Consider the following 26,857-nt stretch of genomic DNA (forward strand, 5'->3'; position numbering starts at 1 on the left):
TTTCAAATTTTGGTATTATATAATTGTTATAGGGGGAAAGAGCAATGAAGAACTTGAACGATATGAATAGCCAAGAATTAGCCAAATACATAAAAGATACAGAAAATCAAATACATAACTTATTAGATGAATACATAAATAGGGTTAACAATAGAATAGATAAAAAGAAAAGCGCCAAAACTTTAAAAGAGAAAGCATACGCATTAAGTAAATTATATAAATATGTGGAATGGGTAAATGATGGTATAGAAATGAATAATAATGTCAAGAATAGGATTAGGATAGTTCCTAAACGAGGTGAAGTTTGGACTTGTGAACTAGGTCAGAATATAGGATCGGAAGAGAATAAGATTAGACCAGTTATTATTATACAAAATGACACAGGAAACCAAAATGCACCTACAACCATAGTAGTACCTATTTCTAATAGACCAAAGAAAATAGCTGTACATATTTCCATAAGAAATGGAGATTTTGAATTAGTTAAAGGTGAAAAAATGGAAATAACAGGAACAGTTTTAGCAGAACAGATACGAATAGTGTCAAAAGCTAGATTAGGAAGACATGTAGCTACTTTATCAGACAAATTTATGGAACTTTTGGATTCCAAGATAAAAATTTCGCTGGATTTGTAGTAAAAATAAAAAATATAAAGAAATTTATAAAAAAATATTAAATTTTTATAAATTAATGTTGTATAATTTTTCGGTTAATGCTATAATAACAATTGTGTTAAAGCGAAACATACCTAGCAGAGGTTAGGAGATTATATCTCATATATCCTTTCTTAAAATTGAATAACATACTCGGCATAGGTCGAGAGATTATATAACATATCATAGGACTGATTCTAAATCAGTCTTTTTTGCTTTTTTTATTTATTATTAAGATATTTTTACTAATTGTCAAGGCATTCCTATTATTTATAGTGCCTTTTAAAATCATAAGTAAACAATTCTCGAAAAAATAGAAAATATTGGTTCGAATTTTAAACATTTTGTAATATAAATTAAACTTCTTTGTAACAGAGTTCTTCAAAAAAACTAGTATTATTAAACTATGAAATACATTTGATGATGAATTTGAGGAGGTAGATATATATGAATAGACAGAAGATAGCTTCAATAGTATTATCAGCAGCAATATTATCAGGAGCAGCAGCTACTCAAGTTAATAATGTAGTACACGCAAGTAATATCAGTGTCAGCTGTAAGCACAAACAATAAGGTAGGAACAGTAAGTGCACCGTCAGGATTAAATGTAAGAAATGCTTTAAATATAAGAAAAGGTTCAAATATAAACTCACAAGAGTAGGAACTTTAAAAGCGGGCACTAGGGTTACTATATTAGGAGAAGAAAATGGTTGGTACAAAATAAAATTCAATAAAAGCTTTGGATATGTATCAAAAGCTTTTATAAAATAGTTAAATATAAGACAATAGTTTGAAATGTAAAATTTATATTAGAATATGGTATAAGATATTTAAAATAAAAAAAGAAATTTTATTTTAAAACTAAAACCCAAAACATTATATTAAAATATAAATAGACCATTATAATAAATAAATATATATATATACCAGCAACATTAAAAATAAGTTCTTTGCATAATCAGAGAGCTTATTTTTAATGTTACTGCTATATTTTTATAGGAATTTTAGTTATAATAAATATATCATACAAATAACTAATGAGGTGATTTAGTGGAAATTAAAAGAGTAGGTTCAAATTCACCTATACAATCAGAAAATAAAAGATCAGTAGAAAATAAAAGAGGATTTTCACAAAATTTTAATTTTGCTCGCCAAAAAAAGTCAGAGCAAGAATTAAAAAATATGTTAGATAGTATAAAGAAAAAAGGAAATAGATTAGCTATAACAAAATGCTATGCTGATGTTAGGGCATATAAAAGAATGATAAAAGAATATTTGAAATCTGTTTTGGAGTATATGTATTCTGTAAAAAAGGATATAAGTTTTTGGCAAACTCAATATTTTATTACAGTAGAAACTGTAGATGAAAAATTAGAAGAATTAACAGAGATGCTTATAAGTTCAGAAAAAGAAAATTTAGATATAGCTAGAACTATAGATGATATAACAGGACTTATTGTAGATATATACAAGTAATTATTGTTAGGTATATACTATAAATATATTATTATTTTTTATATTGACTTTATTAAAAAATACTGTTCAGATTGCAACAATATTAATGGAAGTCTTAGTAGACCTCCATTAATATATATTTAAATTTTTTAGATAAAATAAATAATTATCACTCATATAATTCAAAACCATAAAAATTCTTTATTATGAAATGGGCTTTTCCCTATACTATTTTATCTTTATTTATTAATAGGTTAGTTCTTGTTTTGTTTCCAAAGGTTAAAGCTTGCATCAGATGGCATTCTCCAATCTCCTCTAGGAGATAAACTTATAGTTCCTACCTTTGGTCCATCTGGTATTGCAGAACGCTTAAATTGTTGAGTAAAAAATCTTCTTACAAAATAAGAGAACCATTTATTTATAGTTTCCCTGTCATAGGAATCCTTAAAAGCTATTCTAGCTAATTCTTTTATTTTATCAGGTTCAGCTCCTTGACGGATAAAGTAATAAAGGAAAAAATCATGTAGTTCATAAGGCCCTACTATATCTTCAGTTTTTTGAGCAATATTACCTTCTTTATCCTTTGGTAATAGTTCAGGGCTTACAGGTGTATCTAATATATCTATAAGTATTTCAGATATTTCTTTAGTCACTTGATTTTCAGCCACATATCTTACTAAATATCTTACTAAAGTTTTAGGAATAGAACAGTTTACGCTATACATGGACATGTGATCTCCATTATATGTGCACCATCCCAAAGCTAATTCAGATAAGTCACCAGTTCCTATAACCAATCCGCCTTCTTTGTTAGCCATATCCATAAGTATCTGAGTTCTTTCTCTTGCCTGAACATTTTCGTAAGTTACATCATGTATATCTTTATTATGACCTATATCTTTGAAATGTTGTAATGCTGCATCTACTATATTTATTTCTTTTAAAGTTGTATTTAAGTGATTACATAAATTTACTGCATTGTTATAAGTCCTGTCTGTAGTTCCAAAACCAGGCATTGTAACGGTTATTATATTTTTTCTAGGAATATTTAATTTATCAAAGGTTTTAGCTATAACTAGTAGGGCTAGAGTAGAATCTAATCCTCCAGAGATACCTATAACTGCTTTTTTCATGTTAGTATGAGTAAGTCTTTTAGCTAAAGCTGATGTTTGTATATTAAATATTTCTTTACATCTTATTTCTCGCTCTTCTTGATTAGAAGGAACAAAAGGATATTTATATACAGGTCTATCAAACTCACCAATATCGTTAATTGAAAATTTAAATTCAATCTCCTCAAATTCCATATTTGCATTTATTGAATTATCTGTGAAACTTACATTCTTAAGTCTTTCATTGTTAAGTTTATCTATATCTATAATACTTGAAATAACTTCATTTTCTCTTTGGAATCTTTCATTTTCTTTTAATATAGAGCCGTTTTCTCCAATTAATAAATGACCGCTAAATACCAAATCTGTGGAAGATTCATATACACCTGATGATGAATATACATAAGAAGCTAAGCATCTACCACTTTGAGACGCAACTAAATTTCGTCTATAATCTGATTTACTAACTATCTCATTAGATGCAGAGAGATTTCCTATAATATTAGCACCCATTAATGCAAGATAACTGCTAGGTGGAATTGTAACCCAAAGATCCTCGCATATTTCAAAAGCAAATTTAAATATATTATTGGAAAATATAAGATTAACACCAAAAGGAATATTTTTTTGGAATGGTAAATCAATGTTCTCACTTTTTATCTTATATCCTTCAGTAAACCATCTTTTTTCATAGAACTCTGAATAATTAGGTAGGTAACTCTTAGGTACAATGCCCAATATTTTTCCAGCAAATATTATAACAGCACAATTATAAAGGCTATTTCTGTATAATAAAGGAGCTCCTACAGCTATTAAAACATCTTTATCCATAGAATATTTACATATACTATGAACTCCCTCTAATGCTTTAGATATTAATAGTCTTTGTGAAAAAAGTTCACCACAGGTATAAGAGGTTATAGAAAGCTCTGGAAAAACTATTAATTTTGATTTTTGTTCTATACACATATCTACACATTTTTTTATGTTTTCTATATTGAAATCTATATCTGCTACATTAGTTATTGGACAAGCAGTAGATACTCTTATGTAATATTTTGAGTTATTCATGTAAAATCCTCCATTTTAAATATTATTACCCTATGATTATATCAAATAAAGGCTAGTTAATTAAACTTTTTAAATGTAAATAATTAAAATTTCATATAAATTATAAATAAAAATTATGTAAAAGATATTTCATTATAAAACTATATCATATATTATATAGTTTTATAAATTTAATAACTATTTATATCTATTATTTCTAAAATTTTGAGGTATAATAATAGTAATAATTAAATTATGGAGGGAAAATATGTGGAATTTAAACATTATGATCTGGGTCATAATTGGAACTGCTGCTTTGACAATTGATCTTGCTACTAGTTCATTTTTATTTGTTTGGTTCACTTTAGGTTCCATAGGTGCGCTTGTGGCTCAAATATTAGGATGTTCCTTGCCCATACAGATTATTATCTTCGTAATTATTAGTCTTATATGTATGATAATAGGTTATCCAATAGTAAAAAAGATTATTAAAAAACAACAAAATTCTTTACTAGCTATTGAAAAAAATTATGTTGGAGAAACTTTTACTGCAGATAAAGATGTAAAAGATGAAGGTGTACTAAAATTTCAAGGTGTATATTGGAGAGTAATAAATACTGGCAGTTATGTGAAAAAAGGAGACAAGGTAAAAATAATGTCAGTAGAAGGTAACAAAATTTTTATTAAAAAAGTTGAGGAGGAATAACCATGGGAATACTACTAATAATACTTTTAGTAATTATATTAATAAGTTTTTTACTATCCATAAAAGTTGTAAATACGGGGTATGTTTCAATTGTAGAAAGGTTTGGTAAATATCATAGAACCTTAGAACCAGGATGGCATGTAATTGTGCCTTTTGCTGATTTTGTTAGAAAAAAAGTTTCTACAAAACAACAAATTATAGATATAGATCCACAGAGTGTTATTACACAAGATAACGTAAAAATTTCTATAGATAATGTTATATTCTATAGAATAATGAACAGCAAGGATGCAGTTTACAACATTGAAGATTATAAATCAGGTATAGTATATTCCACTATAACAAATATGAGAAATATAGTAGGTAATATGACCTTAGATGAAGTACTATCAGGTAGAGATAAAATAAACTCAAAATTACTTCAACAAATAGATGAAGTTACAGATGCTTATGGTATAAAAATTTTATCTGTAGAAATCAAAAACATAGATCCACCAAGAGAAATACAAGAAGCTATGGAAAAACAAATGAGAGCGGAAAGAGATAAGAGAGCTGCTATACTTCAAGCAGAGGGACAAAAACAATCTGACATAGCAAGAGCAGAAGGTGAAAAACAAGCAAAAATACTACAATCAGAGGCAGAAAAGGAAGCTAATATAAGAAGAGCAGAAGGACTTAGAGAATCTCAATTATTAGAGGCAGAAGGTAAAGCTAGAGCCATAGAGCAAATAGCTAATGCAGAATCAGAAGCTATAAGAAAAGTTAACGCATCTATAATAGAATCTGGAACAAATGAAACTGTTATTGCTTTAAAACAAGTAGATGCATTAAAAGAAATGGCTAAGAATCCGGCTAATAAATTAATATTACCAAATGAAACATTATCTTCTTTAGGTAGCATTGCTGCAATTGGTGATTTGTTAAATAAAAACAAAGAAGCTAAATAGAGCATATAATTATATAAAAATAATAATTACTTTGTAAAGTTATCATAAAAGAACAGGATATTAATACCCCTACCTTGAAATTATAGGTAGGGGTATTAATATTAGCTATGATAGGATATAAAGTTTCAAAAGGCATATTTGTTATGGTTATAATAAATCTTCATAAATTACTAAAGATTATTTATATATTTTAATAAACCAAATAGGGGGGATTTTTGTGGATAAAGAATTTTTTAAAAGAAACAGAAAAAATCTAGGAAATACCATAAAAGAGGGGATAATTATAATATTTGCAGGCAAAGCACCTTATAAGTCAGCAGATGAAACCTATCCTTTTACACCCAATAGGAATTTTTACTATTTAACAGGCATAGAAGAAGAAAAGATAATATTAGTTATCACTAAGAAAAATGATAAAATAAATGAGCATTTATATATACAAAGACCTGATCCAGTAATGGCAAGATGGGTAGGAGAGACCGTTAGTGAAGACAGAGCTAAAAAAGTTAGTGGTATAGAAAATATAGAATATATAGATAAGTTTTTTGATGATTTTCCATCTCTTATAAATAGAAGTGGATTTAAAAAAGTGTACTTAGATTTAGAGAGGAGAGAGTGGGAAGAAAACTTTACACCTGCTCAAATCTTTGCAAGTGAATTAAAAAACAAATACCCTTATGTAAAAATAAAAAATATATATAAAGATATATGCCATTTAAGAGCAATAAAGAGTAAAGAAGAAATAGAATTAATAAAAAAAGCTATAGATATAACTAAAGAAGGCATATATAACATGATGAAAAATATAAAGCCAAATATGATGGAGTATGAGGTTGAAGCATATTTTGATTTTTCATTAAAGAAAAATGGAGTCACAGATTTTGCTTTTAAAACTATAGCTGCATCAGGAAAAAATGCAACAGTTTTGCATTATAGTAAAAACAATTGCAAAGTACAAGATAAATCTTTAATGCTTTGTGATCTAGGAGCTCAATATAAATATTATAACGGTGATATAACGAGAACTTTCCCAGCTAACGGGAAATTTACAGAGAGACAAAAGGAAGTATATGAAGCGGTTTTAAAAGCTAATAAAGCTATAATTGAAAATGCAAAGCCAGGAATAACATTTAAGGAAATGGAAGACATAACTAAAAAAATATTGACAGAAGGGTGTAAAAAATTAGGTATATTAAAAGATGAAAAAGAATTAAGAAAATACTATTTCCACAGCTTCGGTCATTACTTAGGATTAGATACTCATGATGTAGGAAGCTATGATTTGGAATTAAAGCCAGGCATGGTTATAACTAATGAGCCAGGTCTTTATATAGAAGAAGAGGGCATAGGCGTAAGAATAGAGGATGATCTTTTAATAACAGAGAATGGGTGTGAAGTTTTAAGTAAGGATATAATTAAAAGTATAGAAGAAATAGAAAACTTCATGAAATAAGTAAATTACGACGTAAAAGGTTACTATCTTAAATTAAAAAAGGGATATGTGGCTTGAAAGGCAGGTCAATTTGCTAAGAAGTTCTAATTTGATTTTTTAAGATATATGGTCCAAAATATAAATAATAAATAATAAATTCTAAAGCTTTTTCCAATGCCTTTTGCACCACATATACCAATTTTTTAACTTAAAGGAAGATATTAAACTATTTAAACGTAATTTTCTATGTAAGAGGAAGTACTAAAGGATGATTTTACTATTTTTGTTACGTAAAATCTACAATTATATTTTTATGATTAAAAGAAATGACTTTAAAAAAATTTTGGTTACAAAATAAATGCATAACATGTGTAATAAGTGTATCATTCATAAACTTTAACTATATTGATTCTTATGCTAAATATTTATGTGTGTTAGCAAACAAATTTTATATTTCAATTTAAAATCTTTATATGAAACTAAAAATTTATATAACATCTTTTAAAGATATTAAAACAAGAAATACTTTTAAAGAAAATAGATATCTAAAAAAATAAATAGAATACTTTATTTGTGTCCTAATATTTAAACGTGAAGTAAACAGGGCGTTTACTTAGCCCTGTCGGCACAGGACGTGGCGTTAGGGTGTTAGTTTAAATATTAGAGCACAAATATTAGTATTATCTATTTTTATAGCCACCTATTGACTAAAAGTATTTCTTGTTTTAATTTTTTGTTATGTGGTAATTTTCTTATAAAGGGTAGTATTATTTTAATATTTTATTCCAATCTTTTTCTCTTATAACACCATCTGCACCTGCAGCACTCCATATACCAGCTTTTATTTGCCATTGACGTACTCTTTCTTTCATGTCATTATCATAAACACCGTTTTTAGGACTGCCAATCCACCATTGTAAAAATCTTGTAGCATATTTAAGATTTGTATTTACTGATACTGAAGGTTTATGAACAATCTGATTTAATGCATCCACAACTGAAGCATCTAAAGTATCATTAACTGGTAATCCCATAGTACTTTTAAAGTTTTTTATAGCATCTTTTGTTTTTCCATCTGTAATTCCTGTTGCTGGTCCAGAATAAAAACTACATCTTGCTAAGTCTCTTTGAACTGATGCAACAAAATCTTTTGTATAGCCACTTTGATCTACTTCTCTTAGAATTTTACCCCAATCTTTTTCTCTTATAACACCATCTGCACCTGCAGCGCTCCATATACCAGCTTTTATTTGCCATTGACGTACTCTTTCTTTCATGTCATTATCATAAACACCGTTTTTAGGACTGCCAATCCACCATTGTAAAAATCTTGTAGCATATTTAAGATTTGTATTTACTGATACTGAAGGTTTATGAACAATCTGATTTAATGCATCCACAACTGAAGCATCTAAAGTATCATTAACTGGTAATCCCATAGTACTTTTAAAGTTTTTTATAGCATCTTTTGTTTTTCCATCTGTAATTCCTGTTGCTGGTCCAGAATAAAAACTACATCTTGCTAAGTCTCTTTGAACTGATGCAACAAAATCTTTTGTATAGCCACTTTGATCTACTTCTCTTAGAATTTTACCCCAATCTTTTTCTCTTATAACACCATCTGCACCTGCAGCGCTCCATATACCAGCTTTTACTTGCCATTGACGCACTCTTTCTTTCATGTTATTATCATAAACACCGTTTTTAGGACCGCCAATCCACCATTGTAAAAACCTTGTAGCATATTTAAGGTTTGTATTTACTGATACTGAAGGTTTATGAACAATCTGATTTAATGCATCCACAACTGAAGCATCTAAAGTATCATTAACTGGTAATCCCATAGTGCTTCTAAAGTTTTTTATGGCATCTTTTGTTTTTCCATCTATAATTCCTGTTGCTGGTCCAATGTAAACACTGCATCTTGCTAGATCCCTTTGAACTGATGCAATAAAATCTTTTGTATAATTATTTGAAGCTATTCCAGGTATTCTTCTTCCAGCATAAAAGTCGTACACATCAGAAATTTTTAAAACATCACCAGTTTGTGGGGAATGGATCATTTTTCCACCACCTATATATATACCTACATGATGTGTACTAGGAAATACTAAGTCTCCTGGTTGTAATTGACTCTGTGATACTGGAGTACCTACTCCAATTTGACCATATGTATCTCTTGGTAATTCTATACCTGCTACATTTCTATATACATATTGAACAAACCCTGAACAGTCAAATCCACTTGGGGTTGTGCCTCCCCACTTATATGGAATTCCCTGAAATTGTTTAGCATAGTTTATTATGTCTTGTCCTGTTGCTGCGGCTTTTGCATTATTTATATTTAACGCTAAAATCATAAAAGCAGCTAAAAAAATACTTAATATAGTTGTCCTTTTTTTCATTTTGATTTTTCTCCCTATTTATAATTGTTTTATAAAATATAATATTTCTACATAATTCCTTAAATTCCTCTTTTTATTATAATTTTAAATTTGTATATGACAACTATATTCTAACAAGGGTTGATGATATTTTTAATAAATAACCATATATTGTAAAAAAGTATTTTCTATATGTATCCATTGGCAATTCTATACATGTAGGATATATATTGAATAAATCATGAAAAGTAAAAGAATGATAACTCTGTTATTCTTAAGATGTATTGATGTCTATATATGTTTTCTGCATAATTTACTACATTTCATGTTGATACTAATGAGTTAGAGGTACATATATTTAATAAAAAGATCATAAATATATCCAATATCTTTGGGTAACCCTTCCTCCTTCTAAGATTTCATTTTCAAGTATACCACCATTGTGAATTATAGTTTTTGCTGATGGAATATTTTCTTTATTGCAAGTAATGAGGACTTTTTTCATGTTCATATCTCTACATTTTTCTAAAGCTAGGCGGAGTATTTCTTTTGCATAACCTTTTCTTCTTTCGGATTTTCTTACACTATATCCAATGTGTCCACCAAAGTTATATAAAAAGTCATTTATCTCATGACGTATATCTATCATACCAATTACTTTATTATCATGAAGTCTTACGGATAAATATGTGGAAGATAGTACCTAACCTTTTTTTACAGTTTCTTTTTTGGAAGTATTAATTATACTAGACAGCCACTCATCGAAGCTTGTATATTTTTGACTACTAGATTCTAATACAAAAATAGATTATAATATTAATTATTAGTAAATAATATATATGAATAACTTATAAGGAGAAAAGATAATAATGAATAATAATGCAAATGAACAAATAATGGATAAATTAAAGAAAGTGTGTATATGTAGAAATATAAATAGATTAACTATAAAAAATGCTATAAAAGCAGGAGCTAAAACTGTAGAAGAAGTTAGAAAAGCCACTGGTGCAGGTACTGGGGCTTGCAAGGGGACAAGATGCACATACACTATAGAAAAATTACTAGAAGAATATTCAAAATAATATCTAATACAAAGTATTTTGATTTATAAAGATGAAAGTACTATAAAAATTTAAAATTAATAATAGGCACTATCATAAATTATTTATTTCAGTAGTTTAGGATAGTGCTATTATTATTCTATAATATAGTAAGAATTAAATTTATGTAAGTTAGTCTATTATGCTAGCTAAGTTATATTTTAGATATAGGTATTATGATCTCAAATTACAAGTTGGGACCCTAATAAGAGTAATAGTTTTTTTATCTATGAAATATATTTAATAATTAATAGTATATACAATTTAAAAGATAGTATATGTTGACCTTTGGTTCAATATGGAATAAAATGTGGACATATTAAACATGGTAGGAGGACAATATGAATTTGGCATTATTGATTTTTTTAGTACTAATATTAGCTGCAATTTTTGTGGTATCTTGGAGATTAACTAATATAGTTATATATCCAACAGTCAGAAATCCACAACATACTTATGAAAAAGAAATAGAGCAGGGTGGATTTATAGAGGAAGAATTTAATAAATTAGAAAGAGAAGAAATTACTATAAAATCTCCCTTTGGTTATTATTTAAAGGGAATGTATTTCCCAGGAAAAAGCTCGAATAAAACTGTAATAATATGTCATGGGATAAAATGTAATTTATATAATTCCGTAAAATATATGAAAATATTTATGGATAAAGGGTTTAATGGAGTAATATATGATCATAGAAATCATGGAAACAGTGGTGGTGAAAATACTACTTTTGGATACTATGAAAAACAGGATCTAAAAGCTGTTTCTGATTGGGTGTTTCAAAGAAATGGTGATGATTCTATAGTTGGAATTCATGGAGAATCTATGGGTGCAGGGACTATACTTCAAAATTCAGCTATGGATAAAAGAATAGCTTTTTATGTGGCAGATTGCCCTTATTCCAGTATGAAAGGTATATTGCAGTTTAGATTAAAGGAAGATTATAAGTTGCCAAGCTTTCCATTTATACCTGTAGCCAGTCTTATAAGTAAATTAAGAGTAGGATTATTTTTCTCACAGGTATGTCCTATAAAGAATATAGAAAATGTAGAAACACCAATACTTTTTATACATGGTATGGAGGACGAATATATACCAAAGGAAATGAGTATAGATATGTATATAAATAAAAAGAGAGGTATAAAGGATTTGTATATAGCTCCTAATGCAGATCATGCCGAATCATATATAAAAAATAAAAAACAATACAAAGAGCATATATATAAGTTCTTAGAAAAGATAGGTCTGTAGTTAAGAATGCATTATTGTATAAATAATTTAAAAATTTCCATACAACAGTTAAAAAGAATAAACTTATAGTAGAAGATTTAATTTTAATATTATTTTTATGTTGCAAGTATTAAAATTGAATCTACTTTATTTTTTGAGGTACTATAATTATTAAAATCAATATAAAATATCGGAATATACAGATAATTTTTAAAATTAAAAATTGTATAGGGGAATTTCGACATAAACAGCGCTATAAGAAGTTTGATTAATGTTTATCAAAATGATATGATTTACTTAAATTGGGAGGAGGAATATTGATGAATGGAAATTTGTATATTAACAAGTTAGAAGACTCCTATAAAACCCATTTTAAAATAAAAAAAGATACTTATTTTTTAGAAAATCATTTAGATATATTAGCTCATTGTAAATTGGTTAATGTTCGAACTATGTTAACAGAAAACGATATTATAGATAGCTTTGAAACCAATGAGTTTTGTTTTGTAAAACACTTAGATAACATTTCAGAAGAAACACTCCAAAAGCACATAAATATGCTTATAGAAGGGGAAAAACTTTGTGTAACACCTCATAAAGATCATAAGAGTTCGTATTTAACAGGAATATTAATAAGTGAAAATTCCGTTGAAGATAATATAAAAAAATATGTTAAAAAGTTTAAATTTGCAAAAGCCTATAAATTTTATTGGTTTGGATGGTGTGATATAAGACTAATTTTAATAGATTTAAAGAATCAAGAGGTTATAACAAATAAAGCTGGTAAATTTGTTAAAAAAGTGTATGAAAAGCACTTTAATAATAATTAGGAGGGTTTTATATGAATTCAGTAGTGTTACTTTTGAGTGGTATTATTCTATTTTTGATTGCTTATTTAACTTATGGTAGATGGCTTGCTAAACACTGGGGAATAGATATAAGCAAAAAGACTCCAGCTCACACTAAATTTGATAATGTAGACTATTGTCCAGCAGATGCTAAAATTTTATTGGGTCACCATTTTTCATCTATTGCAGGGGCGGGCCCTATAGCTGGACCTATACAAGCCGCTATATTTGGATGGGTGCCTGTAATGTTATGGATTGTTATAGGAAGTATTTTTATCGGTGGAGTTCATGATTTTGGTTCTTTGTTTGCATCTATAAGACATGGAGGTAACTCCATAGGTGAGATAATTCGTGTTAATATAGGTGAAAAAGGTAAAAATCTATTTAATATTTTTGCTTGGGTTACATTAGTTTTGGTTGTAGCGGCCTTTACAGATATTTGTGCTTCTACTTTTGCATATAATCCACAAGCACCAGAACTTTTAACAGGAGCACGTTCTGGAACAGCATCAATTCTATTTATATTCTTAGCTATGGGATTTGGATTCTTTGTTTATAGAAAAAATGCTCCCATTGCATTATCTACAATAGTTGGAGTTGCTCTACTGTTTTTCTGCATATATATAGGATATAAATTCCCAGTATTAAAATTAAGTAAATTACAATGGCAAATAATACTTTTAATATATATTACAGCTGCATCTACTATGCCAGTTTGGTTACTTCTTCAACCAAGAGACTATCTTTGCTCTTTCTTGTTATATGCTATGCTTTTAGGGGCTTTTTTAGGTATATTAATTCTTCATCCAACAATGCAATTAGCACCAACTACTTCTTTTAGTGTAGATGGTAAAACATTATTCCCATTCTTATTTGTAACGGTAGCCTGTGGAGCAGTTTCAGGATTCCATTCTCTAGTAAGTTCAGGAACATCTTCAAAACAGTTAAATAGTGAAAAAGATACTCAACTTATAGGTTATGGTTCTATGTTAATAGAAGGTGTTGTAGCTATTATAGCTTTAATTGCTGTGGGATACGTTGCCAAAGCAAAAGGAACACCAGCAGAAATTTTTGCTAATGGCTGTGCAAACTTTATGAATTCTTTTGGAATACCATTAGCTATAGGTAAAGTATTTGTAACATTATCTTTTTCTGCTTTTGCTTTAACAAGTTTGGATACAGCTACAAGAATAGGAAGATATATATTCCAAGAATTTTTCCAAGGATTTAGTGAAAAACAGGGAGAAAAGAAATCAATTTTTACTAATATGTATGTATCTACTCTAATAACAGTAGCTTGTGCATTAGGTTTAATATTATATGGATATGAGAAAATATGGCCTATATTTGGTTCAGCAAATCAACTTTTAGCTGCATTAGCATTATTGTCATTAACAGCGTGGCTTGCAAGAAGGGGAAAGAGAACAGTAATGATAATAATACCAATGATATTCATGTTTGCAGTAACATTGTCAGCATTATTTTTAATAATAAAATCATATTTATTTGGAGCAAAACCAAATTATATATTAGGAATAATGGCTATAATATTATTAGTATTGGCTGTAGTACTTGCAGTAGAGGCATATAATACTTTGGCTAAAAACAAGAAGACTAATACAAATGTAGGAGCTTAATAAATATATAATTATGTTTGTAAGTGATGTTTAATTAATAGTGACTTTGGTCATAAAGTTTATTACATTAAGTACTAACATATAATCTGTTTTTCCTATATAATTATATTAACAATCAACTGATATATTGTAATTTATAAATTTTATAAGTTGATTATAAATTGTTAAATGGAGGAATAGATAATGAGAGGTAAAAGTACTACAGGAATTATATTTCTTTTTATAGGTTTAGGATTATTTTTAGAAGCTTTAAATTTATGGGATTTTGAAAATATTATAGGTGTTTATTGGCCACTTATATTAATAATCATTGGGGCTAAAAAGCTTATAGAAAGATCATCTTCTTATATAAACGGGATTATATTAATATTTTTAGGTGTACTTATACAGCTAAGAAATCTAGATATTTTATATAATGCTTCTAAATTCTTTTGGGCAGGTGTTTTTCTTTTAGTAGGTATTTATTTATTGTCTTGCAAAGAAGTATTTACATTAAGACATAAAGATTTTTTTAAATCAGGTAATGGAGAAGATACTATAAAGGCAGGAGCATTATTTTCTTCATGCAAAAGTAGAAATTATTCTAAGGCATTTAAAGGTGGAAGTTTAACATCTTTATTTGGATCAGTAGAATTAGATTTACTAGATGCTGACATGAGTCCAGCTGGTGCATATATAGATGCATTTGTTGGATTTGGTGGAATAAATATAGTTGTTCCAGAACATTGGAAGGTAGTTATAACTGGAATGCCAATAGCAGGTGGATTTAGTAATAAGACTAGGAATAGAGATACAAATGATGGGAGACCAATTTTAAAAATAAACTGCATAGCAATATGTGGGGGAATGGATATAAAAAATTATTTTAATTAAATTATAATAGATAAATTAGTTTGATTTTACATTTTATTATAGTACAATAAAAAGTACAAATTAGTTTTACAATTTACTATATTTTTACAAATCAAATAAATTTATTTTAATTTATAGTATGTTCAAATAAGTATTATAGATTAATTTAACATTTTGTTATAGTAAATATCATAAATATATTTTAATTTTGACCATATTTTAATAAATATAAATAAATATTAGTACTATAATTTAGTACAAAATTAAGATCAGGAAGTCTGTTAGATTGCCTGGTCTTAATTTTATAAATTAATACTTTGTTTTAATTAAAGTTAATATAAAAAATTATTTATTTTACTATATGTAAAAAATAAAAACAGTTTATTTTTAAACATATTATTTGAAATATATTTAAAAATAATATTATAATTCATAATTTGAATAAATAATTATAAAGATTACGGGACAAAATATGAGGGAAGGGAATTAATAATTACAGTAGAGTATCTTATGATATAAAAATATTAAAAAATTTTTAAAGGGTTAGATTTTATATGGTTTAATTGTTATAGAAATATTATTTTAATATTTTTATAAACGGATATCTTTTTAAAGCTATATTAAATTTTATAAAATGGATTTAAATTTGATTAATATTTTTAGAATTTCTTCTGTCTACTAAAGGAAATGTAGAAGAAATATATAGCTAAATTCGAACCATATTTTTAAAAATTTTCTCACTACTAAAGTTATTGTAGAAGAAGGATGGATCTAAATCCAGTTAACATTTTTAGAATTCATTATTTCTTTCAGATTTAATACCAAAAAATAATTATAATTAATTATTTTTTAGGGTTAATATGAAAGGTTAACTATAATTTATTGTTTCTTTTAAAGTTAGAGTAGAAGAATAAATGTAATTAATAGTTGTAGTTATAGAAACACTTACCAATGATAAAGTAGCAAAATTAAACTATTTTTCATTGCTATAGGATGAATTTAAATGCAGCTTTAAAAGGTTAGATGAAGTTTTGCGTATTGAGCTTTAGTGTATTATTAATATCCCTTCAATTTTATATTTTATATAATTGTCTACATTTCTAAAAATATCTTTTCTTTAAGATGTTATATATAAAGTAACATACTGCTATCATAATAATTATGTATATTTTATTACAAATTAATACTACAGATTTGACAAAAACCTCTCATTATAATGAATATTTTTAATTTGATAAATTTTACCATTATACAATTTACAATTAAGTTATAATTAATTTATAATAGAGTGTATTAACAAATATTCCAATGTAATTTATAAAATGTATTTAAGTTCTATAAAAATATTAATATTACAAATTATATTATTTATAGTATAATATTATATAATTTACTAATATTTTTTACATAATAGGGGGGAAGTTTTATGAAAAATAAATATGGGAAAAGTAAAAGTATAAAATACATAATTTCTAGATTGCTTATATTTGTGGCTTTAATTCCTATAGTTATTATTGGGTTATATACTAACTATCAAGCTAGTAAATCTTTAAAGAGCGATTTTGAATCACTAACCAGGGATACTGTTGTTAATTTTAGAGATATGATTGCTCAAAAGAATAAGAGTAGTATTGAAACAGTCAATACTTTAGCACAAAATGAAGATGCTAAACATGTATTTAAAGATAAGAAAAGTCCAACCTGGGTTTTTTATACATTAGAATCTTTTAGAAGTAATCATTCTGAAGTTACTAACATGTATTTAGGAACATCTAAAGGAACTACTATAATATCTCCTAAAACTAATGTAGTTAACAATATTGATCCAAGAACAAGACCTTGGTATAAACAAGCTGTAGAAAACAAGGGACTAGCTATAATATCAGAACCATATAGAGATACTGCCGGAAGTAATAGTTTTATGGTAACTGTAGCTAAAGCTGTTACTGATGATAAAGATTCATTAGTGGGAGTAGTTGGCATGGACATAAAATTAGATGATGTATCTGCTCTTCCACGAAAAACCCATATCGGTAAAAACGGATTTGTTGTAATAGCAGATAAAGATGGTTTAGTAATAGGAGACAAAAATAAGGATAGACTAGATAAGAATATTAAACATTTAAATTGGCCTAAAGAGATATTAAATAAAGGAACTATAGATAAAATAAAAATAAATGGAGAATATTATAAGGTTATAACAGAAAAAGAACCGGGTACATCTTGGAGTATTATAGGATTTTTGCCTTATAGCGAAATACAATCTCAACTTAACAAAAATTACTTAATTTTTGCTGTAGTAGCTATTTTATCTTTGATTGGCGCACTTGCATTAGGGGCGCTATTGTGTAAACAAATCACAAAACCTATAAAAAGAATAGAAAATGTATTATCCTCCATGAAAACAGGAGATTTTACTAAAGATATAGACAAAAATGGAATCGTAATATATGAGATGGAACTTATTATGGAAGGAATTAATAAGGTAAGGGAAGAAACCGTTAAAATTTTGCAGAGTCTTAACAATGTTTCTAATAATGTAAAGGAATCTTCAGACCTTCTAAATAGTATAACAGAGCAATCAGAAATGGCAGGGAATGAAATAGTAAAAGTCGTACAAAACATAGCAGATGCTACTTCAGGTCAAGCTCAATCTATGGAAGGAAGCTTAAACTCTATAAGTGATTTATCAGAAAAAGTAGAAACGTCTATGGAAAATTCTAAGGAGATGGTTACAGAATCTCATAAAGTAAGAGATGTTCTACATGATGGGGGACAAGCCATTATTGGATTAAAAGATAAATTTAAGATTAACGCTTCATCCAATAAAGAATTGGCTGATAAGATTAATATATTAGCAGAAAGTTCAAATAAAATAAGTATAATAACAGATACGATACAATCTATAACAGAGCAAACTTCTTTATTAGCTCTTAATGCTAGTATAGAATCAGCAAGAGCTGGAGAAGCAGGAAAAGGATTTGCTGTGGTTGCAGAAGAAGTAAGAAATTTAGCAGAACAATCTTCAATTTCAGCTTCAGAAATAGAAAATGTTGTTCATAACATAAATAAAGAAGTAAGAGATATACTAGACAAAATGAAAGAAACTATGGAACTTGAAAAAGATACTAATGATAAGGTAAATATTACAGATGATACATTTAATACTATAAAAGAATCTATAGATAAATTAGAAAAGAGTATAAAAAATGTAAATGAATCTCAACAAATTATATACAATAATAAAAATGATATATTAAATAAAATAAATGAAGCATCCTCTGTTTCTGAGGAAATAGCCGCTACTACGGAAGAAATAACTGCTTCAGCAGAAGAACAGGCAGCAGGACTTAAAGAAGTTGTGGGATCTGCAGAAAAATTAAATTCTTATTCAGATGAACTAGATTTATTAGTAAAACAATTTAAATTATAAATATAAAAAAGCTAGCAATAGGATTATTGCTAGCTCAGGCTGTTGATGAACATGTTTTGTCAACAGCTTTTTAAAATATCAATGTAACTGTTAGTAAAATTTATTTACTTTTTTAATAATTTAATTTCACTTAATAAATTTATATATTCATTATTTAAATTTTCTCTAACTATAGAATCTTTCTCTATAGATAGTTCTGAAATGATTTTTGAAAGTCTAGTTTCTAATACTAATAATTTTTCTTTTTTCTTACGATCATCAGTGTCTTCTTGTTTTTTAGCTCTATAGTTTGATTTTTCTTCAATGAATTCTTTATAAGTACCTGAAAAACAATTTAGATTATTATCTTTTATTTCAATTATATAATCACATATGTTAGAAATAAAAGCTCTATCATGAGACACCATTACCAAGGTTTTATCTGTATTAATGAGGGCTTTTTCTAAAGCCTCAATAGATTTGATGTCTAAATAATTAGTAGGTTCATCTAAAATTAAAGTGTTGGTATCACTTAAAATTATTTTGCAAAGGGCAACTTTAACCTTTTCTCCACCACTTAATACAGAAATTGGTTTGTATACAGTATCTCCTTTAAATCCAAATCCATCTAGACTAATTCTTATAAAGCTTTCATCATAAGAACTAGTTGATTTTATATTATCCAATATTGGTTTGTTTTTAGCTAGAATGCTTTGACTTTGATCAAAATATCCTATAGAAATATATTTTGATAATTTTATATTTTCACTATCTTTTTTTAATATTTCTTTTAATAAAGTTGTTTTCCCACAGCCGTTTTTACCAATAATAGCTGCTTTTTTGCCGTTTTTTATTTTAAAATTACCATCTTTTATAAGGAGTTTTTTACCTATAAATAAATCTAAATCTCTTACTTCTATTACTGTTTTGGAAGGCATTTTATTGCTTTCATTTATTTTTATTCTAATATCTTTAGTGGAAGTAGGCTTTTCTTTTGTTTCAAGATGATTGATTCTACTTTTTAAAGACTTTATATTTCCATCTAAGTGTTTTTTTGATTTTTGATCTCCCATTTTGAAAAGTCTAGCTTCTGAGTTTCCCATTCTTTTAGGGGTTTTTTTTATAGAATCTTTCTTATTTTTTTTTGCGATAATGGTTTGTTCAAGTCTTTTCTTTTCATTTATATATTCTTTATATTCTCTTTCTTGAGATTCTACTTCTTGGGATTTTAGTTCAAGATATTTTGAATAGCTACATTTATATAATTTAATTTTTCCGTTTTCTATTTCTAATATATTATTACAAAGATTATTTAAAAAATCTCTATCGTGAGAAACTAATAAAAGTCCTCCTTCATACTCACTTATAAGTTTTTCAATGTTTTTTATAGTATTAGTATCAAGATTAGCTGTAGGTTCATCGGCTATAAGAAAGTTGCTATTAGAACTAAGAGCTTCATTAATTCTAATTTTTACTTTTTCTCCACCGGACAACAAATCATTATAACTATTAGGTACATCTAATATACTTTTAATTTTTCCATCTTTAGAATCACCGCAATAATTTTCACTTTGGCTTATGTATGAATAATTAGCATCTACGTATATTTTACCTTCATCCACATCTATTTCACCTAATATAATTTTGATAAGAGTTGTTTTGCCAGCTCCATTTTCTCCAACAACACCAACTCTATCATTTTCCTTTATTTCTAAATTGTCTATATCTAATATTAACTTATTTCCATAATATTTTTTTACTTTATCTAATTTTATTGATAACATAAAAAATCCCTCCTTAAAATTTAGGAGAGAGCATATAATAATTCCACAAAAAAGGTGCACCACGCCTAAGAATAATTTACTCTCTCAAATTTTAAGTACAACAAAAAATCCTAATTTCATAGAATCTCTAAAATCATTTGAATTTGTCATACTTAATAAAATAAAAGTGTAAATTACATTCTCATTGATGAAAATACCTCGTTCTTTCTTTAATTTATTTTATTATAACATATAATTGTAATTTTAAAAATAAATTCATGAGATTAATTATATATTTACCCATATAATCTAAATATTACATAGAAATTAAGAAAAATCTAAATTTCTTAATTTCTATGTAATAGGATAAATAGTTTTTAGAATAATATAAGAGGGTCACATTTTTTCACTTATAAAATAAAGAATAGTTTACTAATTATATTATAAAAATAATAGATAAATCCTTCTTTATTATCAATATCAGTTACAATTTATATGTATTTTACCAGTATAAAACCATTGAAAAGAAAGAATCCTTATTATAATATACATAATAGTTCATAGTTCAAAATGGAGGTCTTAATTTTGAAAAAGATAATTAAAGAATTCAAAGAATTTGCAGTAAAGGGGAATGCCATTGAACTAGCAGTGGGAGTAGTTATAGGTGGAGCCTTTGGTAAAATAGTAACTTCTTTAGTAGAGGATATTATAATGCCTTTAGTAGGGGTATTAATAGGTGGCATAGATTTTACAAGCTTAAAATTTTCCATAAGATTTTCAAATAGTGCAGTGGTTTCTATAAAGTACGGTAATTTTATACAAGTATCAGTAAATTTTTTAGTAATATCCTTTTCTATTTTTCTGTTTATTAAATTAATAAATAGTTTTAAAAACAAAGAAGAGAAAGTTAAAGAAGAACCTAAAATTAGCAATGAAGAGATACTATTAAAAGAAATAAGAGATATATTAAAGGAAAATAACAATCAATAGTTTTTATTATATATAATTACTAACTCTAAATAAATTATTTATAGTTAATCTGCCTATAGTGGCAATTGAAGCTGTAATTTGTATAGTAATATTTAAATTAATACTTGTTGAAAGGTTATTAAAGAGTATGAATTCTAAATCTCAAGTTTCAGTTGAAAGTTAAAATTGAAACAGGGTATTTCAATGTTTGAAATACCCCTTTATTATATTAAAAACTTGACAGGCTATTTAAAGTCAAAAATTATTTAGTGTATTTTATCGGCGGCAAAATAGACCGAGCAATATTAAAGCTAATACTGGATTATTGAAACCACTGCCGCAACTGTTGCCACAGCCACAGTTATTGCCCCAGCCACAGCTGTTGTTACCAAAGCAACCATCGAATAATCCACAAGAGTTATTGCCACAGTTATTACATCCGCAACTTGGTCCGCAACATTCGTACTTTTCATAATTACAGCATTTGTGTTTATGATGTTTGTGTCCCATTTTATCACCTCAGTTTAAAGCGTTAGAATTGTGTACCAAGATATTATCTTTAGTTATAATAGTAATATATGAGGAATATGAAAAAATGTTACCTTATATTATACCGGTTTCAGGTAGCTATTGAAAAAAAGTTATTATTTATATACAATAAAGATTGTCTGATTATGCAAAATAAAATATACAGAATAGGAGAATGATTGTGAGTTGTAATAATATACAAGAATTAAATGAAAAAAATAATTTAGAAGAATTATTAAATAACTTAACTAAAAATGATTTAACAGATATAAGAAAATCATTAGATATAAAGGGTGCGAGTAAATTAAATAAAAAAGAATTAGTTAAAGCTTTAGAAGATGAATTACATGGTAATCTAGATAAAATAATGAGTAATATTGGGTTTTATGAGTATATTTTTCTAGATAGATATTTTGAACAAGTAGAATACGTAAATAAAAATATAAAAAAATTTGATAATGCCATATGTGATTTAAAGAAAAAAGGTCTAATATTTACTATACATAGAGATGAAAATAAAGTTGTTACTATACCACAAGAGTTAGAAGATAGTATAAGAGAGAATTTGGTAAATAATGAAGATTTTGATTTAGGGTTCTATATATCAAAAGATATACTTAAGATAGTACAGGTTTTACTGCATCATTATGGAGCTATAAGTTTAGATGAATTGTATAAAATCATATATGAAATGTCTTCTAATTTAAAGTACGGAAAAGATGGGAAAACAGAAATAGAATTTGATAAAAATTATTTGACTAATTTATTAAGTGATAATAATAGAAGCTATTATGGAATAAAAAAACAAGATAATGTTTATTATGTGGAGGATGTAATTAATTTATCTTATGTTTTGCAGGGACATAAAGCAGTACAATATCTAGATTATAAAGAACTAAGTATTAATAGCATAAAAAAATTTAATAAAGAAGAGTTTTATATAAAACCACTAGAAAAATTGAAGAAATATATGGAAAACAACTTAAATATTAAACCAGAAAAATTGAATGAAATATTATATCATGTAAGCTGTCTTATGAAAAATGCTTTTTCTGTAGATTATATATTTGAAGATGTAAAGGGAAGAGTGTATCTAAAGAGTGAAAAAATCGAAATAAACATAAAAGATATTATAACTGAAATAAACAATAATATTGATAAATGGTGTTTAAGAGGGTATAGTGTAACTGAAATAAAATCTAAAGAAGATAAATTATATAAAAAAGTAGACAAAGAACATCATAAAGGCAAAATAGGTAGAAATGATCCATGTCCTTGTGGTAGCGGTAAAAAGTATAAAAAATGTTGCTTAAATAATAAATAGGCTTATAAACTAATTCACATTGAATAAAAAGCATCCTATAGAGTAGACTTTACCAGTGGTCTACTCTATAGGATGCTTTTATATATTGAGATATAGTAATTTATAAGATTTTAAAAATAAATATTATATTGGAAAAAAGTACAAACAAGAATACATTGACAACACCACGAGACTAGTGTACTATTTAAATATAACAGTAGTATTCTAAAAATTACATTAAACTTACTGTTATATTTATAAAATATAAGATAAAAATTGGAAAAGGATATATGAGATAAGACAGACAGTAGACTTAACTTATAATTATTTAGTAATGTACAAAAGAAGGATTATGGAGGGCTATTGTGAACAGAAGGTTAGCAATATATATTTAGGTTATAGTCGCACTTAGTGATATAAAGTAAGACAGTAAAAGGTATATGAAGTAAGAGTAACAGTATATAACTATGCTTAGGCTATATAAGGCAAGAATTTTGGAGGTGACATTTTGATAATAAATTTTAACGACAACATGCCTATCTATATTCAAATAATGAATTATGTAAAAGAAAATATAGTTAATGGAAGTTTTCAGCTTGGAGATAAGCTTCAATCAGTTAGAGAATTTTCTAAAGAACTTAGAGTTAATCCAAATACTTTACAAAGAGCTTATCAAGAATTAGAACGAGATGGCATAATTTTTACTCAGCGTGGATTAGGTTCTTTTATTAGTAAAGACAAAAAAATAATGGAAAAGCTGAAAGAAGAAATGAGCAGAGAAATAGTACAAAATTTTTTAGATGGCATGAAAAAAATAGGGGTAAAAAGGGAAGATATATTAAGTTTGGTGAAAAAGGAATTAGAGAGGGAGGACACAAATAATGGATAAGATATTAACTTGTTCTAATTTGAAGAAGAGTTATTTTAATAAAAATGGATTGAACGGATTGGCAATGGAGGTACAAAAGGGAAGAATAGTAGGATTATTAGGTCCTAATGGCAGTGGTAAAACTACATTTTTAAAAATAACAGCTGGATTATTAAGATATAGTTCTGGAGAAATATTAATAGATGGAGAAGCCCCAGGGATAAGAACAAAGGCTAAAGTTGCTTATTTACCAGATAAAAATTTTTTATATAAATGGATGAGAATAAAAGATGCTGTAGAATTTTTTAAAGATTTTTTTAAAGATTTTAGTGAGAAAAAATGTAATGAACTTTTAGATTTTATGGACCTTGATAAAAGTACAAAGATTACTGCACTATCTAGAGGGATGATTGAAAAATTACTTCTAACATTAACTTTATCTAGAAAAGCAAAATTGTATTTGTTGGATGAGCCTTTAGGTGGGGTAGATCCAATAAGCAGAGATAAAATATTAGACGCCATAGTAAACAACTATAGTGAAGATAGTACAATGATTGTTACAACTCATCTAGTAAATGATATAGAAAGGATTTTTGATGATGTATTTTTTATGCGTAATGGAGAGATAGTTCTAAGTGGTGTAGCAGAAAAGCTTAGAATGGAAAGAGGAATGTCCATAGATGAATTATACAAGGAGGTGTTTAAATAATGGGTAAGCTTATAAAATACAACTTTAAATCTTATTATAAAGAAATAATAATACTATTATCTTTGATAGTTTTAGCAAATATAGGTCTTTTTTATAAAGAGAATAAATGGCAACAGCTTAGTATAATTGTGCTATCAATAGTTATAGTTAGTTTTGCATCACTGGTGACTTTAATATGGAATATAAATATGTTTAGTAAAGACCTTTACTCAGATTCTTCTTACTTAATATTTACATTACCCATTAGTGGGAAACAAATATTAGGAGCTAAATTGATAACTGCTATAATACAAATGATATTAGTTAATATAGTAGGGAGTATATTCACATATATACATTTAAATAGTCTTCCTAAGGAATTTGAAATGTTTACTCAGTTTTTAAATGGTAGAAATTTTTTAATAGGATTAATAATCACAATATTTCAATATATAAGCTTTTTGTTAACTGTATATGTTTCTATATCACTATCTAGGGTTGCTATTAGAAAAAGGAAGCTAGGCAAATTAGGTACTTTTGGTATATTTATAGTTATTAATATAATTTTTGTTAAATCCACAGATTTGGTACAACAAATTTTTAGTAAGACTATGAATATATCAATAAAAAGTAGTATTTTCCCATCAGCATCTAGTATTGATTTAGGAGGCTTTACAATTAATATACCTAATATCCATGTTAATATAGCTTCCACTATATTTAGCATATTAGTTGCAATTGGATTGTTTATGGTAACAGCTTACTTACTACAAGAAAAAGTTGAAATTTAATATTTTAAGTTTAAATATTTATATTGTTTAATCAAATATAATATATAAGTCTTTGTTTAAAATACAAATGTTATAGGAGCAGTCTATTAAAAAGGATATGTTGGTAAAAGAGTAGTTAAAGTAGATAAGAAATTCTAAAGCTTTTTATATCTTTTACACAACATATTCTTATTTTTTTGCTTAAAATAATTTTATAATACATTTTAAAATCTAGTTCCATAAATATATGTTATAATGTATATTTTTAAAATTAAATATATTGAAATGGTGTTTTCAGCTTTTATATTATGTTTAAAGAAGCAATAACTTTTCTTATTGTTTTTATCATTAATTAAATAGATTTCATCTATGATACTGCTTATAAAAGCAGTATCATAGGATGTAATAAATACAGACTTTCCTTGATTTGTAAATTTTATTTTTTAGATATTTCATAAGTGTAATATCTAATCCAAGTATAGATTCATCTAATATTAAAATTTCAGAATTTATTACATGAATATAACATAATCTCAACTTAGTCCTCATATCTTTAGAGTAATTTTTAACTAGAGTATTATTGATTAATGGGTTTAGGCATATTCTTTTTAAATTTTTATAATATCTCTATCTTTTAAATCTTTTTCATAAATATAAGCAATTATTTTAGATTTTATAATTCCCTTAGATATTCTATAAATAGAGAATTATAAGATATAAAGAAAATTCTTTTGTTCAATGTTTAAATTACTATTAATTTTTTACTATTAATATAAATTTAATCTTTATTAGGGCGTGTCTGAAAACAATATATCAAGAGCTTATTTAGATAAAACAAAAATGGCAGAAATATAAAGAAATGTAAGAAAAGAAGAAGAAAGCGTATCATATCTAGTAGCAATTCTTCTAAAATGCTTCACTTTATTAAAAAAGCATTCAACTAGATGACCCTCCTTATATGTCCACCAATCACAAGGCCAAGGATTCTTTGAATTAGATTTTGGCGGAATAGTATATGAGGCTCCCTGTGACGTTATATATTCTCTAATTTCATTTGTGCCATATGCTTTATCAGCTAAAATATTACTACTTTGTATATCAATGTTTGAAAGGATATCTATGGCTTGTGTACTGTCATGTAAATTACCAGA

General features: G+C 26.6%; 22 protein-coding genes and 2 pseudogenes. 18 read left to right on the top strand and 6 right to left on the bottom strand.

Annotated elements, in window-relative coordinates; genetic code table 11:
* Nucleotides 1–44 precede the first annotated feature (44 nt).
* From NGI68_RS16270 to NGI68_RS16275, 4 genes are all read left to right on the top strand, one after another.
* Nucleotides 45–635 (top strand): type II toxin-antitoxin system PemK/MazF family toxin, encoded by a 591-nt coding sequence (locus tag NGI68_RS16270; RefSeq protein WP_251862493.1) that lies wholly within the window; start codon nt 45–47, stop codon nt 633–635.
* A gap of 465 nt (nt 636–1,100) precedes the next feature.
* On the top strand, nt 1,101–1,226 hold the full coding sequence (locus tag NGI68_RS17000) for a hypothetical protein (RefSeq protein WP_286010129.1): 126 nt from the start codon (nt 1,101–1,103) through the stop codon (nt 1,224–1,226).
* A gap of 27 nt (nt 1,227–1,253) precedes the next feature.
* Nucleotides 1,254–1,424, top strand: coding sequence for an SH3 domain-containing protein (locus NGI68_RS17175; protein WP_353505417.1), 171 nt, complete (start codon nt 1,254–1,256; stop codon nt 1,422–1,424).
* Nucleotides 1,425–1,703: 279 nt separating this feature from the next.
* On the top strand, nt 1,704–2,129 hold the full coding sequence (locus NGI68_RS16275; protein ID WP_251862494.1) for a YaaR family protein: 426 nt from the start codon (nt 1,704–1,706) through the stop codon (nt 2,127–2,129).
* Nucleotides 2,130–2,362: 233 nt separating this feature from the next.
* Here the strand turns inward: NGI68_RS16275 and NGI68_RS16280 are convergent, their stop codons facing one another.
* Complete coding sequence (locus NGI68_RS16280) at nt 2,363–4,291, bottom strand: NAD(+) synthase (RefSeq protein ID WP_251862495.1); 1,929 nt, start codon at nt 4,289–4,291, stop codon at nt 2,363–2,365.
* Nucleotides 4,292–4,538: 247 nt separating this feature from the next.
* On the opposite strand from NGI68_RS16280, the gene NGI68_RS16285 reads away from it, so the two are divergent.
* The 3 genes from NGI68_RS16285 (at nt 4,539) to NGI68_RS16295 (ending at nt 7,376) form a co-directional block, all read left to right on the top strand.
* On the top strand, nt 4,539–4,976 hold the full coding sequence (locus tag NGI68_RS16285; protein WP_251862496.1) for an NfeD family protein: 438 nt from the start codon (nt 4,539–4,541) through the stop codon (nt 4,974–4,976).
* A 2-nt stretch (nt 4,977–4,978) separates the two neighbouring features.
* A complete protein-coding gene (locus NGI68_RS16290; RefSeq protein ID WP_251862497.1) occupies nt 4,979–5,923 on the top strand; it encodes an SPFH domain-containing protein in 945 nt (314 codons plus the stop codon).
* Between the two features lie 217 nt (nt 5,924–6,140).
* Nucleotides 6,141–7,376 carry an aminopeptidase P family protein gene (locus NGI68_RS16295; protein WP_251862498.1) on the top strand — a complete coding sequence of 412 codons (1,236 nt, stop codon included), beginning with the start codon at nt 6,141–6,143 and terminating at the stop codon, nt 7,374–7,376.
* Between the two features lie 746 nt (nt 7,377–8,122).
* On the opposite strand, the gene NGI68_RS16300 is transcribed toward NGI68_RS16295, so the two are convergent.
* The 3 genes and pseudogenes from NGI68_RS16300 to NGI68_RS16310 all read right to left on the bottom strand — a co-directional run.
* Complete coding sequence (locus NGI68_RS16300) at nt 8,123–8,944, bottom strand: peptidoglycan-binding domain-containing protein (RefSeq protein WP_251862513.1); 822 nt, start codon at nt 8,942–8,944, stop codon at nt 8,123–8,125.
* Nucleotides 8,939–9,760: pseudogene (locus tag NGI68_RS16305) on the bottom strand (NlpC/P60 family protein); the annotation flags it as partial. The pseudogene NGI68_RS16305 and the gene NGI68_RS16300, both read right to left, overlap by 6 nt.
* Before the next feature lie 349 nt (nt 9,761–10,109).
* Nucleotides 10,110–10,412, bottom strand: a pseudogene (locus NGI68_RS16310) (GNAT family N-acetyltransferase); the annotation flags it as partial.
* A 196-nt stretch (nt 10,413–10,608) separates the two neighbouring features.
* Here NGI68_RS16310 and NGI68_RS16315 point away from each other — a divergent pair.
* The 6 genes from NGI68_RS16315 (at nt 10,609) to NGI68_RS16340 (ending at nt 18,838) form a co-directional block, all read left to right on the top strand.
* Nucleotides 10,609–10,821: a (2Fe-2S)-binding protein gene (locus NGI68_RS16315; RefSeq protein WP_251862500.1), complete on the top strand. Its 213-nt coding sequence runs from the start codon at nt 10,609–10,611 to the stop codon at nt 10,819–10,821.
* Between the two features lie 359 nt (nt 10,822–11,180).
* Complete coding sequence (locus NGI68_RS16320) at nt 11,181–12,089, top strand: alpha/beta hydrolase (RefSeq protein WP_251862501.1); 909 nt, start codon at nt 11,181–11,183, stop codon at nt 12,087–12,089.
* Between the two features lie 299 nt (nt 12,090–12,388).
* Nucleotides 12,389–12,898 (top strand): DUF8052 family protein, encoded by a 510-nt coding sequence (locus NGI68_RS16325; protein ID WP_251862502.1) that lies wholly within the window; start codon nt 12,389–12,391, stop codon nt 12,896–12,898.
* An 11-nt stretch (nt 12,899–12,909) separates the two neighbouring features.
* Nucleotides 12,910–14,553 (top strand): carbon starvation CstA family protein, encoded by a 1,644-nt coding sequence (locus NGI68_RS16330; RefSeq protein WP_251862503.1) that lies wholly within the window; start codon nt 12,910–12,912, stop codon nt 14,551–14,553.
* Nucleotides 14,554–14,736: 183 nt separating this feature from the next.
* Nucleotides 14,737–15,426 carry a LiaF transmembrane domain-containing protein gene (locus tag NGI68_RS16335; RefSeq protein WP_251862504.1) on the top strand — a complete coding sequence of 230 codons (690 nt, stop codon included), beginning with the start codon at nt 14,737–14,739 and terminating at the stop codon, nt 15,424–15,426.
* A 1,405-nt stretch (nt 15,427–16,831) separates the two neighbouring features.
* On the top strand, nt 16,832–18,838 hold the full coding sequence (locus tag NGI68_RS16340) for a methyl-accepting chemotaxis protein (protein ID WP_251862505.1): 2,007 nt from the start codon (nt 16,832–16,834) through the stop codon (nt 18,836–18,838).
* Between the two features lie 104 nt (nt 18,839–18,942).
* Here NGI68_RS16340 and cplR read toward each other — a convergent pair whose 3' ends face one another.
* The gene (gene cplR, locus NGI68_RS16345) at nt 18,943–20,601 is read right to left on the bottom strand and encodes an ABC-F type ribosomal protection protein CplR (RefSeq protein ID WP_251862506.1); all 1,659 of its coding nucleotides are present in this window, start codon (nt 20,599–20,601) and stop codon (nt 18,943–18,945) included.
* A gap of 564 nt (nt 20,602–21,165) precedes the next feature.
* On the opposite strand from cplR, the gene mscL reads away from it, so the two are divergent.
* From mscL to NGI68_RS16370, 5 genes are all read left to right on the top strand, one after another.
* The gene (gene mscL / locus NGI68_RS16350; protein ID WP_286010130.1) at nt 21,166–21,570 is read left to right on the top strand and encodes a large-conductance mechanosensitive channel protein MscL; all 405 of its coding nucleotides are present in this window, start codon (nt 21,166–21,168) and stop codon (nt 21,568–21,570) included.
* Nucleotides 21,571–22,258: 688 nt separating this feature from the next.
* Complete coding sequence (locus tag NGI68_RS16355; RefSeq protein WP_353505416.1) at nt 22,259–23,401, top strand: YecA family protein; 1,143 nt, start codon at nt 22,259–22,261, stop codon at nt 23,399–23,401.
* Nucleotides 23,402–23,912: 511 nt separating this feature from the next.
* Nucleotides 23,913–24,269 (top strand): GntR family transcriptional regulator, encoded by a 357-nt coding sequence (locus tag NGI68_RS16360; protein WP_502799402.1) that lies wholly within the window; start codon nt 23,913–23,915, stop codon nt 24,267–24,269.
* Entirely contained in the window at nt 24,262–24,957 is a 696-nt protein-coding gene (locus tag NGI68_RS16365) for an ABC transporter ATP-binding protein (RefSeq protein WP_251862509.1), read from the top strand. Before NGI68_RS16360 ends, NGI68_RS16365 begins: the two co-directional genes overlap by 8 nt.
* Nucleotides 24,957–25,727 carry an ABC-2 transporter permease gene (locus tag NGI68_RS16370; protein ID WP_251862510.1) on the top strand — a complete coding sequence of 257 codons (771 nt, stop codon included), beginning with the start codon at nt 24,957–24,959 and terminating at the stop codon, nt 25,725–25,727. Before NGI68_RS16365 ends, NGI68_RS16370 begins: the two co-directional genes overlap by 1 nt.
* An 800-nt stretch (nt 25,728–26,527) precedes the next feature.
* On the opposite strand, the gene NGI68_RS16375 is transcribed toward NGI68_RS16370, so the two are convergent.
* On the bottom strand, nt 26,528–26,857 hold a 330-nt coding region (locus NGI68_RS16375), incomplete at its 5' end, for a transposase (protein ID WP_251862511.1).

Source organism: Clostridium sp. Marseille-Q2269, assembly GCF_943736985.1.
In the GTDB taxonomy this organism is placed as follows: Bacteria; Bacillota; Clostridia; order Clostridiales; family Clostridiaceae; genus Clostridium_F.